Origin of the sequence: Providencia xihuensis, assembly GCF_041953405.1 — a bacterium.
Taxonomy (GTDB): domain Bacteria; phylum Pseudomonadota; class Gammaproteobacteria; order Enterobacterales; family Enterobacteriaceae; genus Providencia; species Providencia vermicola.
Genome location: NZ_CP169565.1, coordinates 3,742,902 through 3,757,297, shown reverse-complemented (window position 1 = coordinate 3,757,297; position 14,396 = coordinate 3,742,902). Strand labels below are relative to the sequence as shown.

At 44.4% G+C, this 14,396-nt stretch carries 15 protein-coding genes; 10 read left to right on the top strand and 5 right to left on the bottom strand.

Features of this window, described 5'->3' with window-relative positions:
* Position 1 precedes the first annotated feature (1 nt).
* From ACE2AL_RS17040 to ACE2AL_RS17005, 8 genes are all read left to right on the top strand, one after another.
* Complete coding sequence (locus ACE2AL_RS17040; protein WP_206083532.1) at positions 2 to 589, top strand: nucleoside triphosphate pyrophosphatase; 588 nt, start codon at positions 2 to 4, stop codon at positions 587 to 589.
* The gene (rng, locus tag ACE2AL_RS17035; RefSeq protein WP_206083533.1) at positions 586 to 2,055 is read left to right on the top strand and encodes a ribonuclease G; all 1,470 of its coding nucleotides are present in this window, start codon (positions 586 to 588) and stop codon (positions 2,053 to 2,055) included. Before ACE2AL_RS17040 ends, rng begins: the two co-directional genes overlap by 4 nt.
* A gap of 24 nt (positions 2,056 to 2,079) precedes the next feature.
* Positions 2,080 to 5,862 (top strand): AsmA2 domain-containing protein YhdP, encoded by a 3,783-nt coding sequence (yhdP, locus tag ACE2AL_RS17030; protein ID WP_375083712.1) that lies wholly within the window; start codon positions 2,080 to 2,082, stop codon positions 5,860 to 5,862.
* Positions 5,862 to 6,716, top strand: a complete 855-nt coding sequence (nit1, locus tag ACE2AL_RS17025) for a deaminated glutathione amidase (protein ID WP_375083711.1) — start codon at positions 5,862 to 5,864, stop codon at positions 6,714 to 6,716. The genes yhdP and nit1 overlap by 1 nt, the downstream gene beginning before the upstream one ends.
* 5 nt (positions 6,717 to 6,721) lie before the next feature.
* The gene (gene tldD, locus ACE2AL_RS17020) at positions 6,722 to 8,167 is read left to right on the top strand and encodes a metalloprotease TldD (protein ID WP_206083536.1); all 1,446 of its coding nucleotides are present in this window, start codon (positions 6,722 to 6,724) and stop codon (positions 8,165 to 8,167) included.
* Between the two features lie 86 nt (positions 8,168 to 8,253).
* Positions 8,254 to 8,739, top strand: a complete 486-nt coding sequence (locus ACE2AL_RS17015; protein WP_206083537.1) for a ribonuclease domain-containing protein — start codon at positions 8,254 to 8,256, stop codon at positions 8,737 to 8,739.
* A gap of 13 nt (positions 8,740 to 8,752) precedes the next feature.
* The gene (locus ACE2AL_RS17010) at positions 8,753 to 9,040 is read left to right on the top strand and encodes a barstar family protein (RefSeq protein WP_047757384.1); all 288 of its coding nucleotides are present in this window, start codon (positions 8,753 to 8,755) and stop codon (positions 9,038 to 9,040) included.
* A gap of 59 nt (positions 9,041 to 9,099) precedes the next feature.
* Positions 9,100 to 9,687 carry an alpha/beta hydrolase gene (locus ACE2AL_RS17005; RefSeq protein WP_272539228.1) on the top strand — a complete coding sequence of 196 codons (588 nt, stop codon included), beginning with the start codon at positions 9,100 to 9,102 and terminating at the stop codon, positions 9,685 to 9,687.
* Here the strand turns inward: ACE2AL_RS17005 and ACE2AL_RS17000 are convergent.
* From ACE2AL_RS17000 to yjgA, 3 genes are all read right to left on the bottom strand, one after another.
* Complete coding sequence (locus ACE2AL_RS17000; protein WP_206083539.1) at positions 9,668 to 10,000, bottom strand: low molecular weight protein tyrosine phosphatase family protein; 333 nt, start codon at positions 9,998 to 10,000, stop codon at positions 9,668 to 9,670. The two genes, ACE2AL_RS17005 and ACE2AL_RS17000, sit on opposite strands and share 20 nt — an antisense overlap.
* A complete protein-coding gene (locus tag ACE2AL_RS16995; RefSeq protein ID WP_206083540.1) occupies positions 10,000 to 10,230 on the bottom strand; it encodes a hypothetical protein in 231 nt (76 codons plus the stop codon). Before ACE2AL_RS16995 ends, ACE2AL_RS17000 begins: the two co-directional genes overlap by 1 nt.
* A gap of 427 nt (positions 10,231 to 10,657) precedes the next feature.
* Complete coding sequence (yjgA, locus tag ACE2AL_RS16990) at positions 10,658 to 11,203, bottom strand: ribosome biogenesis factor YjgA (protein WP_206083541.1); 546 nt, start codon at positions 11,201 to 11,203, stop codon at positions 10,658 to 10,660.
* A gap of 179 nt (positions 11,204 to 11,382) precedes the next feature.
* Between yjgA and pmbA the strand changes: the two genes are divergently transcribed.
* Positions 11,383 to 12,723, top strand: coding sequence for a metalloprotease PmbA (pmbA, locus tag ACE2AL_RS16985; RefSeq protein ID WP_206083542.1), 1,341 nt, complete (start codon positions 11,383 to 11,385; stop codon positions 12,721 to 12,723).
* 200 nt (positions 12,724 to 12,923) lie between these two features.
* Complete coding sequence (locus tag ACE2AL_RS16980) at positions 12,924 to 13,391, top strand: helix-turn-helix domain-containing protein (protein WP_272539229.1); 468 nt, start codon at positions 12,924 to 12,926, stop codon at positions 13,389 to 13,391.
* A gap of 127 nt (positions 13,392 to 13,518) precedes the next feature.
* Here the strand turns inward: ACE2AL_RS16980 and rnk are convergent, their stop codons facing one another.
* Both rnk and npr read right to left on the bottom strand, forming a co-directional pair.
* Positions 13,519 to 13,929, bottom strand: coding sequence for a nucleoside diphosphate kinase regulator (gene rnk / locus ACE2AL_RS16975; protein WP_225818527.1), 411 nt, complete (start codon positions 13,927 to 13,929; stop codon positions 13,519 to 13,521).
* 190 nt (positions 13,930 to 14,119) lie between these two features.
* Positions 14,120 to 14,392 carry a PTS phosphocarrier protein NPr gene (gene npr, locus ACE2AL_RS16970; protein ID WP_206083545.1) on the bottom strand — a complete coding sequence of 91 codons (273 nt, stop codon included), beginning with the start codon at positions 14,390 to 14,392 and terminating at the stop codon, positions 14,120 to 14,122.
* Positions 14,393 to 14,396: the final 4 nt, after the last annotated feature.

Genomic DNA, 14,396 nt, shown 5'->3' with positions numbered 1-14,396 from the left:
TATGAATTTAATCTATTTGGCATCAGGTTCACCCCGCCGACGCGAATTGGTGCAATATCTTGACTATTCTTTTGAAATTTTACGTCCAGAGGTAGAGGAACAGTGGCAACCGGGTGAGACGCCAGAAGGTTATGTACAGCGACTAGCGTGTGATAAATCCTTAGCAGGTGTTGCCATTGCACCAGAAGATAAGCCTGTCTTAGGGGCGGATACGATTGTGGTTCTGGATGGGAAAATCCTTGAAAAACCAAGGGATGACCAGCACGCTCAAGAGATGCTCAGCGCGTTATCGGGTAAAACTCACCAAGTGATGACAGCGATAGCAATTTCCGATCGCCAACAGACATTACACGAGTTGATTGTGACAGATGTGACATTCAGCGGGTTATCTTTACTTGAAATACAGGATTATATACAGTCAGGTGAGCCTATGGATAAAGCGGGGGCCTATGCAATCCAAGGCCTTGGTGGTCGTTTTATTCGTAAAATTAATGGCAGTTACCACGGTGTAGTGGGTTTACCTTTGGTCGAAACAAATGAATTAATTCAACGATTTTTAGCGTTAGGTGATGGTAAGGGGAAGTCATGACAGCGGAACTACTAGTGAACATTACACCATCTGAAACGCGCGTAGCTTATATTGATGGTGGGATTTTACAAGAAATACATGTTGAGCGAGAAGCAAAAAGAGGACTTGTAGGGAATATTTACAAAGGCCGCGTGAGCCGCGTTTTACCCGGAATGCAGGCGGCCTTTGTTGATATTGGTCTGGAGAAAGCCGCCTTTTTGCATGCATCCGATATCATGCCGCACACCGAATGCATTGCGGGTGATGAGCAAAAAAACTTTCACGTCAGGGATATTGCCGAACTGGTTAAACAGGGCCAAGACCTGATTGTACAAGTGGTAAAAGACCCGTTAGGAACCAAAGGGGCGAGGCTGACGACAGACATTACTCTGCCTTCACGCTATTTAGTTTTCATGCCAGGAGCTTCTCATGTGGGGGTTTCTCAACGCATTGAAAGTGAAGAAGAAAGAGAACGCTTAAAGCAATGTGTTGCCCAATATTGTGATGAAAATGGTGGCTTTATTATTCGTACTGCAGCGGAAGGTGTGGGGGAAGATGAAGTCAAACAAGATGCCGCTTTCTTAAAACGTCTTTGGGCAAAAGTTATTGAGCGGAAAAAACGCAATGTTACCCGAACAAAGATTTACGGTGAATTAGCGCTCGCTTTTCGTATTATCCGTGATTTTGCAGGCGCTCATCTCGATAGAATTCGCGTTGACTCCCGTTTGACCTATACTCAATTACAAGAATTTATCGAAGAGTATGTGCCAGAAATGACGGCAAAGCTGGAGTTATACCAAGGTAACCAGCCGATTTTCGATTTATTTGATGTTGAAAATGAAATTCAACGGGCGATGGACAGAAAAGTTGAGTTGAAATCAGGTGGTTACCTGATCATCGATCAAACTGAAGCCATGACCACCATCGACATCAATACGGGGGCATTTGTTGGCCATCGTAATCTAGAAGAAACCATTTTCAATACCAATATTGAAGCGACTCAAGCGATTGCACGTCAGTTACGCTTACGCAATTTAGGCGGGATTATCATCATCGACTTTATTGATATGACTGATGCTGAGCACCGCCGTCGTGTATTAGCATCGCTGGAACAAGCGTTAAGCAAAGATAAAGTTAAAACGACGATCAACGGTTTCTCGCAACTTGGCTTAGTGGAAATGACCCGTAAGCGGACAAGAGAAAGCCTTGAACACGTATTGTGTGATGATTGCCCAACTTGCCAAGGCCGTGGTACGGTGAAATCAGTGGAAACGGTATGTTATGAAATTTTACGTGAAATTGTGAGAGTTCACCGCACGATCGATGCTGATCGCTTCTTAGTCTATGCATCACAAGCTGTGGTGGATGTGCTCAAAGGGGATGAATCACACGCACTAGCTGAAGTAGAAATCTTCGTTGGGAAGCAAGTGAAAGTTCAGACTGAGCCGTTATACAGCCAAGAACGCTTTGATGTTGTGATGATGTAGCCTGTTTGCTTAAAGGAGAAATAAGTGAAACGACTGCCACGTGTAGTACTGGTGACCACTGCGGTTATTTTATTGCTGTGCGCGCTGGTGCTGACAGGGCTGCGTTTCCTTTTACCGAATATTGATAGTTATCGCCCCGATCTTATTGCTTATATCGAAAAAAAGGCCGATGTTTCGGTAAAAATAGGTAAGATTGAAGGGGCATGGCGTTATTTTGGCCCTATTCTTACGTTATCTGATACCACGTTGCAAAATGAAACAACGGATGTAAGTGCCAAGCAAATCCACCTCGAACTGGATATTTGGAACTCGCTTTTTTCCCTGCGCTGGCGCTTTCGCGACCTGACATTCTACCAACTCAATGTCGATTACAAAATTCCCTTTTCTTTTGAAGGCTCCCCCGAAGGTGAGTCATTAGATGGCGTTGAAGAGCTATTTTTACGTCAATTTGACCATTTTACCCTAAAAGACAGTCAATTGACCTTCTTAACGCCTTCAGAGCAAAAGACCACGTTAATTCTGCCAGAACTTTCTTGGCTGAATGAAAATGAACGTCACCGCGCTCAAGGCTTTGTCAGCCTTGAAACCATTAATAAACAGCATGGGTATCTGCAAGTTAAACTGGATGTATCAGATAAAAATGGTGCATTGAGTGATGGCATTTTTTATCTTCAAGCCGACAATATTGATATGCAGCCTTGGTTAAGTCGCTGGTTACGAGATAACACATCATTACGTGATGCGAACTTTAGCCTATCTTCTTGGATCAGTTTAAAAGATAACCGTATTGAAAGTGGCTTGATTCAACTGCGTCAAGGGGAAGCTAACTGGGGGACGGGAGAGTTAGCTCAGAATTTGCAAGTGAATGATTTACTGCTACGAATGAAAAGGCAGGGAGATGGTTGGTTATTTAATATTCCTGAGCTTGATACATTAAAAACCAATGAATTCATTTGGCCGCAAGGTAGTGTGTCGGTGCTGTATTTACCTGCATCGAAAAAATATCAAGATAACGACCATTGGCGTGTTCGAGCAAAGAATATTGAGCTTGAGCGTCTAAGTGAAGTCCTACCAACGTTTTCATTTCTCACACCAGACATGGTGCAAGATTGGCAACACCGACAACCAACAGGGATCGTGAGCGAATTTGCGCTGGATGCGACGCAAAATAGGCCTGAATCTTTGCAAGTTAGCTTAGATTGGCAGGATGTTAGCTGGAAAAAATGGAAGGCGCTTCCTTCTGTGGATCATTTCTCTGGTGTATTGATAGGGGGAATGCAAAGTGGTGGGCTCTCTTTCAACCTGCAAGACAGCGAAGTCGATTACCGTGATGAATTTAAAGCGCCTTTTACGATTTCCACTGCAAAAGGGCAGCTGTATTGGGTAGATAACGACAGTGAATTTAAGCTTTGGAGCCCTGCCTTAGATGTACAAGCCACATCGCTGTGGGCAAACGGCGAATTTCGTTATGCCAAAGCCAAAAAAGGCAATTATGCCGATTTAGCCATTCTATCGGGCATTCGACTGGATGATGCAGGAGATGCATGGCGCTATTTCCCTCAAAAATTAATGGGGCAAGATGTTGCTGACTACCTGACAAAAGCAATTATTGCAGGTAAGGTCGACAACGCCACATTGGTGTATAAAGGCGACCCTGCCAATTTCCCATATGACCATAATGACGGTCAATTCCAAGTGTATGTGCCGCTGAGAGATGCCACTTTCGAGTATGACAGCGAATGGCCAGCGTTACTCAACTTGGACATGGATTTAGATTTTCGCCGTGCAGGTCTGTATATGCATGCGCCAACGGTCAAACTGGCAGATGCAACCGCAACCAACCTTGATGCGATTATCCGTGATTACACCGACGAAATGTTGTATATCGATGCGGATATTAGTGGCACAGGAAAGCAAATTCAGCAATATTTTGTGCACACACCGATGAAACATTCCATAGGTGATACCTTGGAAGAGTTACAAATTGGTGGCATCGTGAATGGACAGCTCAGTTTGTCTATCCCATTAACTGGGGGGAAAGATGTTGTCGCAAAAGGGAAGGTTAACCTTAATAAAAATGATTTATTCATTCAGCCGATTGATAGCACTATTTCGTCACTAACAGGCAGTTTTAGCTTTAATAATGGCGACTTGATTGGTGATAAGCTACAGGGACAGTGGTTTGGGCAACCTATTTCTGTTGATTTTACAACGTTGATGGGCTCGAAAGATTATCAGGTTGATGTGAACATCGCGGGGAATTGGGCGCTGAATAAATTGGCGATGCTCCCTGAAGAAATTAAACAGAAAGTGTCTGGTACCAGTGATTGGAAAGGTCATGTCACGATAAATTTACCTGACTCAGCAAAAGAAAAAGTGAATTTGCAAATTGATGTCACTGCTGGCTTGAAGCAGCTACAAAGCCAATTACCTGCGCTAAATAGCCAGTTACTGGCAGAATTAGGGCAAATTAATGTTCAAGCAAAAGGCGATACTGAGCAATTGACCATTGGTGGTGATATCGGCAAACGTCTTGGCTTTAATACAGTGTGGAACTTGAATGATAAGCCGTTAAGGCTAGTCAAAGCTCACATTGCCCCATGGCAAAACCAAGCACCTGAATTACCGAAAAATACGGCGATTGTTGTCTCTCTTCCCCCTGTTAAGGCCATGGACTGGGACAAACTCGCTGGGCTGTTAGTTTCATCAAACAGCCGTCAAGGTGGCGTTAATATTCGCCTTCCTGAAGTACTGGAGGTCAAACTGGCTTCTATTTACCTTGGTGGACAGTATTGGAAAGATTTAAACTTTTCGTATGATTTACAACGGGATGACCAAGTTGTTAGCGTAGATAGTGAAAATCTAAAAGGTTCGCTGCAAATTTATGCCAAACAGCCTTGGAAAGTCGAGATTGATTACCTGTATTACAACCCAAGTTCAATCGCGGAAAGTACAACGGGTTCCGAGCGCTTTGATTTTAGCCACTGGCCCCAACTGAATGTGGCTTGTAAAGAGTGCTGGCTAGCGGGGCAAAAACTGGGTGAGTTTAGCGCGAATATCATTCCGCAAGGCAATGCGTTGCAACTCACTGGTGGTGTGCTAAACAATAGTGCAATGCAGCTAAAATTGGATGCTATTTGGCACAGCGGTGATGGCAATAAAACCGAAGTGGCGGGCTCCTTAACGGGAGAAGCTTTCGATGAAACGGCGGCTTATTTCGGTATGTTAGTGCCAATTATTGAGTCCCCTTATACGATTGAATTTAATTTAGACTGGGGTAATTTGCCGTGGTCACCAGACATTGCCTCATTAAACGGTAAGCTCTCGGCAAAACTGGGTAAAGGGGCGATAGCGAAGATGGGCGGTGGGCGTGCAGGGCAGATCCTGCGCTTAGTCAGCTTCGACGCCTTATTACGGAAGTTACAGTTCGATTTTCGCGATACGTTTAACAACGATTTCGATTTTGACTCGATTAAAGGGGATGCAACCCTTCACAATGGCGTAATGACATCAAAAAACACAGTTGTGGATGGCTTGGTCGCGGATATTGCTTTAAATGGTGAGGTTGACCTTGTTAAACGTCAAATTAACTTAGAAGCGGTCATTACTCCTGAAATTTCTGCTACAGTAGGGGTAGCAACCGCATTTGTGGTCAACCCATTTGCAGGCGCTGCGGTATTCGCGGCGACGAAAGTGCTCGGTCCATTATGGAGCAAAGTTTCTGTTATCCGTTATCGTGTAACAGGTAGCTTGGACGAGCCAAAAATTGATGAAGTATTACGTCAACTAAAGGAGACTCAAGAGTAATGAAAAATGGTAACGTTGCACTTTTGCAGTTATGTAGCGGAAATAATACTAAGCACAATTTGGCGCAAATCGAGCAGCAAATCAAACAGTTGCCAGAGACTGTTCAGTTAGTTTTGACACCTGAAAATGCATTGCTCTTTGCGGACGCCGCGACTTACCGTAAACAAGCTGAGGTCCAAGGAAAAGGCCCGCTGCAAGACGCTATCAGCAGCATGGCGAAACGGTATAATGTGTGGATCCTCGTTGGGTCTATGCCGATGGTCAGCCGTGAAGATCTCGAACGTATTACAAGCAGCAGCTTATTATTTGATTCCGAAGGCAATATCAAAGCTCGCTACGATAAAATTCATATGTTTGATGTGAATATTGAAGATGAGCAAGGGAACTATAATGAGTCTGTGATTTATCAACGCGGAGAACATATTACGGTGGTGGATACCCCTGTGGGTCGGTTAGGGATGACGATTTGTTATGACTTACGTTTCCCAGGCTTGTTCCAAGCGCTGCGCGAACAAGGTGCGGAGATTATTTCTGTTCCAGCCGCATTTACCCGTTATACCGGTCAAGCACACTGGGAGCCATTATTGCGCGCTCGTGCGATTGAAAACCAATGTTATATTTTGGCACCTGCTCAAGTGGGTGTGCATGGAACCCGCCGCACGTGGGGTCATAGCCTTGCCGTTGATGGTTGGGGTAAAGTGATGAAAAAGAACGTGGATGCAGTGGCATCGACGGTATTGAATATTAAAACAGACAGTTTGAGTGTCATGCGTGAGCAAATTCGAGTCGTTAAACATAACCGCTTCAGACCGCAACTGACCTCTCTGATTAAAAAAGACGCAACCAAAGAGTAACGAATATGAGTTTAGCTTCTGTCAGCGAACATTTGCTGGCCGCCAACCGCCTTGGGCAAGAAAATCTGTATGACATTTTAGGGGTATTATCTGAGCGCCATCTGGATTATGCGGATCTGTTTTTTCAATCAAGTTTCCATGAGTCTTGGGTACTTGAAGATAGGATCATTAAAGATGGCTCTTACAATATTGACCAAGGTGTTGGTGTAAGAGCGGTAAGCGGGGAAAAAACAGGGTTTGCTTATGCAGACCAAATTTCACTGCAAGCGCTGATGCAAAGCGCTACCGCAGCACGAAGCATTGTGAACGAACAAGGCTCTGGTAAATCACGCGTTTTAAGCAATGTTGAATACAAAAAACTGTACTCCGTAGTTGATCCATTACAGAGCCTGTCGCGTGAACAAAAAATTGATTTATTGCACCGTGTTGACCAAGTCGCCCGTGCTGAAGACCCGCGTGTTATCGAAGTGAATGCGAGTTTAACAGGTGTTTACGAGCAAGTACTGGTTGCCGCAACTGATGGTACATTGGCGGCAGATATTCGCCCATTAGTGCGCCTTTCGGTCAGTGTATTAGTCGAACATGACGGCAAGCGTGAACGTGGTGCCAGTGGCGGTGGTGGCCGTTATGGTTATGAATATTTCTTAGAATTACATCAAGGCCAAATTGTGGCAGAGCAATATGCCCGTGAAGCGGTACGTATGGCGTTGGTGAATTTATCTGCCGTTGCAGCACCTGCTGGAATGATGCCTGTGGTACTGGGAGCGGGTTGGCCAGGTGTACTGTTACACGAAGCGGTTGGCCATGGCCTTGAAGGTGACTTTAACCGTCGTGGGACATCCGTATTTTCCGGGCAAATGGGGGAGCAAGTGGCTTCGCCACTGTGTACTGTGGTGGATGATGGCACGATTGCGGGTCGTCGTGGTTCTCTTGCTATCGATGATGAAGGGGTACCAGGGCAATATAACGTCCTAATAGAAAATGGTATTTTACGTAACTATATTCAAGATAAACTGAATGCACGCCTGATGGGCGTTTCCCCAACAGGTAATGCACGTCGTGAATCTTATGCGCATCTGCCAATGCCGCGCATGACGAACACTTACATGCTGGCAGGTTCTTCAACGCCAGAAGAAATCATTGCTAGCGTCGACAAAGGCATTTACGCACCGAATTTTGGCGGCGGTCAGGTTGACATCACCTCGGGTAAATTTGTGTTTTCAACCTCTGAAGCCTACTTAATTGAAAATGGGAAAATCACATCGCCAGTGAAAGGGGCTACACTGATTGGCTCTGGTGTTGAGGCGATGCAGCAAATTTCCATGGTAGGTAATGACCTCGCACTAGACAAAGGTGTCGGCGTTTGTGGTAAAGAAGGCCAAAGTGTGCCAGTGGGCGTCGGTCAGCCAACCCTGAAATTAGACAAAATGACGGTGGGTGGTACTGCATAATTTCGCGATATCCCACGTTATAGCGGGTTAAACGGCAGCCTTTGCGCCAGTATGGGTTGCCGTTATTGTCATTATGAAGGTAATAAATGAATAAAAGAGTTATATCACTGGTGTTGATGGCCGTTTTGATTGTACTGAGCCTATACTTTCGTGGCGGTGATGTTCAAGATAAACCACAAGCAGACAAACCAGCGATTCCAGAACAAACAATCGCCCGAGAAAATGCCCTTCCTAAAACTATTGACCAACTGACTGATCAACAGAATGTCGTTAGTTATATGCAGAAATATCAAAAACTTCCTGCATTTTATTTAACGAAAAAAGAGGCGAGACAAGCGGGTTGGGATGCCAAAAAAGGCAATCTTTGCGATGTCTTACCTGGGCGGGCAATTGGGGGGGATCGTTTTTCGAATCGCGAAAAATCATTGCCTATCGCAGATAATCGCCAATGGTTTGAAGCGGATATCAACTACCGTTGTGGGCACCGCGGGGCCGATCGTTTGCTATACTCTTCAGATGGGATGATTTTTGTTACCCACGACCATTATAAGAGCTTTAAACAAGTTAATTAAAGGAAGCATCGCGATGAGCAAACAGGTGAGCTTTGATTTTCGCCAGATAAACACACTGAATGATTTTTATCAGCAATTTGCTCAGCAATTTTCGCTTCCAGATTGGTTTGGTCATAACCTCGATGCTTTGTGGGACATGGTTTCTGCAGGCATTGAGCTTCCCGTGACAATTATTTTTAGCCACATGAGTGCAGAACAACGCATCGAATTTTCCGATATTATTGATGTGATGAATGATGCACAAGACATGTGGGAAGACGAATTTGTTTTTGCTTTAGATATAACAAAAAGTGCTAACTGATTTTCCAATCACTCATGGTAAAGTCTAAGCAAGATGACTGAGTTGATAGGAATTCTAAGATGAGCAACTTCACTTCGATGTTACGGCCATTAATAAATCAAAAATTCGTTATTATCCATGGCTATACAGCATCCCCCGAAAAAAATTGGTTCCCATGGTTAAAAAGCCAGCTTGAAGCGCTTGGTGCGCAAGTTGATGTGCCAGACATGCCAGATTCTTTATCCCCTGATCCAGTAAAATGGCAGCAGCGCTTGCAACAGCTTCCTTTTGACATTGATAAAGAGTCTGTGTTGATTGGCCATAGCCTTGGTTGTGTTACCGCATTGCGTTTTTTACAAAATAAGAATCAAGCGGTTAAGGGGTATGTCTTAGTGTCTGGTTTTGATGAAGAGCAACAGACGCTACCTGAGCTGCGTAGTCACACTTTGAGCCCACTCGGCTATGCAACATTAACTGATCTGGCTGATAAGCGAATTTCAATCATATCGACCAATGATGAAATTGTCTCACCATCCTCATCAAAAGTGCTGGCGGAGGCATTAAAAACACAGGTTATCTTAGAAGAGAATGCAGGGCATTTTCTGGATAGAGAAGGCTACACGACGTTTCCCACCTTGCTTGAGGCAATTAAACAGCAGTTTGGTTAAGGATGTGAGGGACTGCATCTTCCAGTAAGGCTATCAGTTCAGGAGCCATATACTGATAATCATCAGGAATATCCAGAACATGGAGGGGCTTGTGTTCAAGTAGGCGCGAAAAATCAGCTTTAAGGCGGTTTTTGTGTTTTTGTTCCATCACAAAAATGACATCAGCCCAACGGATTAAATCGGCATTAACGGGGCGTTTGGCGTGGCGGCTGGTTCCCGCTGAACGGGTGACCCAGCTTGCATGATTGCGCCAGATCTGTTCAGCGGTTGGGCTACGCCATTGATTTTTACTGCAAATGAATAAAATATTCATTAATCTTCTTGTATCTCATCAAGGCTATTACGCACAAGCTTGGCGCTGCTTACTTGCGGATAGGCCATGCCAAGTTGGGCTGCGCGGATCATTTTTTCACTGCGCCCATACATCTGTTTCCAGTTTTTTTCTGGCGCATAACAGTCGACGAGGCGAGCGTTCAGTTGATCACGTGATTTATTGGTACGAGCTTGGGCTCTGCGCCATGCTCTATTTCGAGTATTATCCATATCTTCCTCATTATTTATCGGGGTTCAGCAGCCGCGATAATACGGGTCAGAGTATGACTAACAGGCGAATAGTACGCCGCTTTACGCGGGCTATCAATGGAAGGGATGCTTTTTAGGATTTTCCCCTAGGGGCTGTTTATCTTTGATGGTCAATTTTTATTCGAATTAAAGCCATTTTAGGCAAGGCGAGAGATTCGCCGCCTAGTGAACTAGGCAAGAGCCTCTCAACACAGCATCAAATGAGTGAAACGCGCTTTAATCGAACCCGCAGGGCAGCGTTTAAGCACAATAGCTAACGTAGATAATAGTCAGTCATCTTGATTGACACATTTATCATTGTTTTAATTGTTTTTTGACCTTTTTAGCGGTAAAAATCAGCAGCAAAGATAAACAGCCCCTAGCCCAAAATAGGCGTAGGGGAAAACGATTAGGCGATTTCAGATTGGTCTTTCAAATATTGGAATATTTGACGATACGCTTTTGGCGGTTTGTTGCCTTCACGTTCTTTTTTCGCATTACGCACAAGGGCGCGCAGTTGTTGCCTGTCCGTTGTTGGGAACAGCGTCACCACTTCTTCAATCACATCATCACCCCCTTCCAGCAAACGGGTGCGTAAATCTTCCAATTTATGCAGAATAACGACTTGCTGGTTATGGCGGTTTTTCAGTTTATCAAGGGCTTCGGTAATCGGTTCCACTTCACGTGAACGTAATAACTTACCGATAAGCTGTAATTGTCGACGCCGACCTTCACGTTTAATTTTTTGAGCGAGCTCAATGGCCTCAAGTAGTTGAGTGTCCAATGGAATACGTTCAAGCTCGCTTTTACTTAAATCAACGAGTTCAGCCCCCAGTTTTTTGAGGATCTCAGCATCGCGTTTAATTTCGCTTTTGCTGACCCAAATGATCTCCTCGTCTTCTTCGTCTTGCGGCGCTGGGATGTCATCCAGCCAGTCATCAGGCTGTTTGGCCATATCGATTTTCCTTTTTCCAAACACAGTCGTGAAATTACACGTAATTAATATGATTTACTGCGTTGTGAGTGTTAACATTTGACTATTATCTATTGTAACTGGGAAAACCCCTTTATGACTACCTAGCATTTGCATGTTAGGGCAGAAAAACATTTTCCCCACATTATTGGATTGAATGCATGAGTGTAACCGAACAAGTCACAGAACAACGTAAAAAACTCGAAGATGCAGTTGCGCACGCATTAGAATTTGCAAAGTCACGTTGTGATGCCGCGGAAGTGGCAGTGAATAAAAGCACAGGGATAAGCGTTAGTACCCGTCAAGGCGAAGTTGAAAATGTTGAATTTAACAGTGATGGTGCCCTTGGGATCACCGTTTATCACCAACAGCGTAAAGGTAGCGCATCTTCAACAGATTTAAGCCCTGAAGCCATCGAGCGTACCGTTCAAGCCGCTATCGATATTGCGAATTATACCTCTGAAGACCCTTGTGCGGGCCCAGCAGAAAAATCATTGCTGGCGTTTGAAGCACCTGATCTTAAATTATTCCAAGCGACAGCGCTCTCTCCTGAAGAAGCCATCCGCTTAGCGTCTATCGCTGAAATGTCAGCGCTCAATGCGGACTCGCGCATTGTGAATACCGAGGGCGGTAGCTTTAACGGCCACTACGGTGTGCGCGTGTTTGGGAACTCCCACGGCATGCTGCAAAGCTATTGTTCAAGTCGTTATTCTATGTCGAGCTGCGTTATTGCAGAGCATAATGGTGATATGGAGCGTGACTACGCTTACACCATTGGTCGCAGTGTGGATGCATTGAAATCCCCTGAGTGGGTGGGGCAAGAATGCGCTCGCCGCACGTTAGCGCGTCTATCCCCAAGAAAACTGCCAACGATGAAAGCCCCTGTCATTTTTGCGTCAGAAGTGGCGACAGGGTTGTTTGGTCACCTTGTTGGGGCGATCAGCGGCAGCAGCATTTACCGTAAATCGTCCTTTTTATTAGACAGCCTTGGCAAACAAATTTTACCAAGCTGGTTAACCATTAATGAGCAGCCACATTTAATTGGCGGTTTAGCCTCCTCACCTTTCGATAGCGAAGGTGTACGCACAACTGAGCGTAATATCGTGGAAGATGGCGTTCTACAAACGTGGCTAATGACCAGTTATTCAGCTCGAAAGCTGGGCTTACAGAGTACAGGCCATGCGGGGGGAATTCATAACTGGCGTATCGCTGGGCAAGGGCTTTCTTTTGATGCATTGCTCAAACAAATGGGAACAGGTTTAGTCGTTACTGAGTTAATGGGGCAAGGTGTGAGCGGCATTACAGGGGATTACTCTCGTGGTGCATCAGGCTTTTGGGTTGAAAACGGCGAAATCCAATACCCAGTGAGTGAAATTACTATTGCAGGTAATTTAAAAGATATGTGGGCCAATATGGTCACTATTGCTGATGATATCGAAACTCGCAGTAATATTCAGTGCGGCTCTGTGTTGATCCCAGAAATGAGTATTGCAGGGGAGTAAGGCTTTCCTCATCTAACGAACAACTTTAAGCGCCTAATACTTTTTATTAGGCGCTTTTACTTGGTGATAATATTATCTAATTTATTGATTTATAAACTGTCATGTTATTGTCGTCCCTCTGTCGCTAAGGCGTCGTGGTCAAAATTCTATTGAGTTGACAGTATAGCCATACACGAAGATTGCTAGGTCTAAGGTAGGTTATGATGGAAAACAAAGTCAAGCAGCTCAGATTGGCAAGAGCTTGGTCGCAAGAGCAACTTGCTCAATTGTCATCCCTAAGTACAAGAACGATCCAACGCATTGAAAATAATGAAGTGCCAAGTTTAGAAACTCTAAGTGCACTTGCATCCGTTTTTAATGTGAGTGTATCAGAGCTAACCTCTGAGCCTTTACTCGAAAGTTATGCGTTGGACAGCCGTATAGAAGAGGCGAAAAAGCGGGTTAATGATGAAATAAAACTACTGAAGAACATCATCATTGCGATTATTGTGTGTGCCGTATTGTATACCGTTAACTCTTTTTATACTCCGCAGCGTGATTGGCCAATTTGGGTGATGTCTATTTGGGGTGGGTTATTAGCGATAAAGGTGATTAGGCTCTTTTTATTGGATAAATTTTTTCGCCAGTGGCAACACAAAAGGCTACTGCGTATAACGAAAAAACCGTAGCATCATCTATCAAGATAACTAGGCACAAAAAAGGCACTCAATGAGTGCCTGAATATGCCAGAAGACTTGCCTGAGTTTTTCAAGAAAACTTTTTTCGCTAAGCCATCCTTAATTCAGCAAGTCGAAATTAACGGTGAAATTCACCAGCCGCTTCTGGCTGATACACGATTTCAAGAACACGAACGCGTGTTTGCACACCGTTTGGCAGCTCCCAGCTAATTTCGTCGCCAACGTGCATACCTAATAGTGCAGCACCGATAGGCGCCATAACAGATAACTGTTCTGCACTGTCTTTTAGCGAGGCAGGGTAAACTAATGTACGTGTGCGCTCTTCATTACTAATGAGGTCTAAAAAGCGAACCGTACTGTTCATTGTGACCACGTCAGCAGGAATTTCTTGTGGGCTAAGAATATCCGCACGGTCAAGTTCATCATTGAGCGCTTCAGCAACAGGGGTGCCTGCGTAAGCTGGCTGTTCCATTAGTGCATCTAAGCGTTCAGCATCTAAATCATTGATAATAATTGTTGGCTTTGTCATACCACACTCCAATAGAGACGTACAAAGCAAACACCCCCCACCCAGAAGGTAGGGGGTGTTGCTATTAATAAATTTGTTTAAAATATTAGGCGCTATGCGCTTTAAAGGGAAGAGATCAGGATCACGATCTCCAAGCCTGCCTTTGTAAAAATACGCATATTGATATTTTTATTGTTAGGTAGAAATAGGCTTACTCTTCATCAAACCCACTCTCGAATAGGTTAACAATTGCGGATAATGCCTGATTTTCATCTGCACCACTCACTTCAATATCAATTTTACTGCCTTGTTCCGAGTCTAACATCAACATTGCGATAACGCTATCCGCCTCTGCCTCAATTTGGCTATTATTCCGCAAAATAACCTTAGAGTTAAATTGTTGAACTAAATCATAAAGTAACATAGCTGGTCTTGCATGCATTCCAAGGCGGTTTTTTAGCGTTATGGTGGCTTTTACAGTCATTTCA

Bases quoted from the DNA above. Each gene is read 5' to 3' on its own strand.
- ACE2AL_RS17040 (WP_206083532.1), top strand. From the start codon at position 2: ATGAATTTAATCTATTTGGCATCAGGTTCACCCCGCCGACGCGAATTG.
- rng (WP_206083533.1), top strand. From the start codon at position 586: ATGACAGCGGAACTACTAGTGAACATTACACCATCTGAAACGCGCGTA.
- nit1 (WP_375083711.1), top strand. From the start codon at position 5,862: ATGAAAAATGGTAACGTTGCACTTTTGCAGTTATGTAGCGGAAATAAT.
- tldD (WP_206083536.1), top strand. From the start codon at position 6,722: ATGAGTTTAGCTTCTGTCAGCGAACATTTGCTGGCCGCCAACCGCCTT.
- ACE2AL_RS17015 (WP_206083537.1), top strand. From the start codon at position 8,254: ATGAATAAAAGAGTTATATCACTGGTGTTGATGGCCGTTTTGATTGTA.
- ACE2AL_RS17010 (WP_047757384.1), top strand. From the start codon at position 8,753: ATGAGCAAACAGGTGAGCTTTGATTTTCGCCAGATAAACACACTGAAT.
- ACE2AL_RS17005 (WP_272539228.1), top strand. From the start codon at position 9,100: ATGAGCAACTTCACTTCGATGTTACGGCCATTAATAAATCAAAAATTC.
- ACE2AL_RS17000 (WP_206083539.1), bottom strand. From the start codon at position 10,000: ATGAATATTTTATTCATTTGCAGTAAAAATCAATGGCGTAGCCCAACC.
- ACE2AL_RS16995 (WP_206083540.1), bottom strand. From the start codon at position 10,230: ATGGATAATACTCGAAATAGAGCATGGCGCAGAGCCCAAGCTCGTACC.
- yjgA (WP_206083541.1), bottom strand. From the start codon at position 11,203: ATGGCCAAACAGCCTGATGACTGGCTGGATGACATCCCAGCGCCGCAA.
- pmbA (WP_206083542.1), top strand. From the start codon at position 11,383: ATGAGTGTAACCGAACAAGTCACAGAACAACGTAAAAAACTCGAAGAT.
- ACE2AL_RS16980 (WP_272539229.1), top strand. From the start codon at position 12,924: ATGATGGAAAACAAAGTCAAGCAGCTCAGATTGGCAAGAGCTTGGTCG.
- rnk (WP_225818527.1), bottom strand. From the start codon at position 13,929: ATGACAAAGCCAACAATTATTATCAATGATTTAGATGCTGAACGCTTA.
- npr (WP_206083545.1), bottom strand. From the start codon at position 14,392: ATGACTGTAAAAGCCACCATAACGCTAAAAAACCGCCTTGGAATGCAT.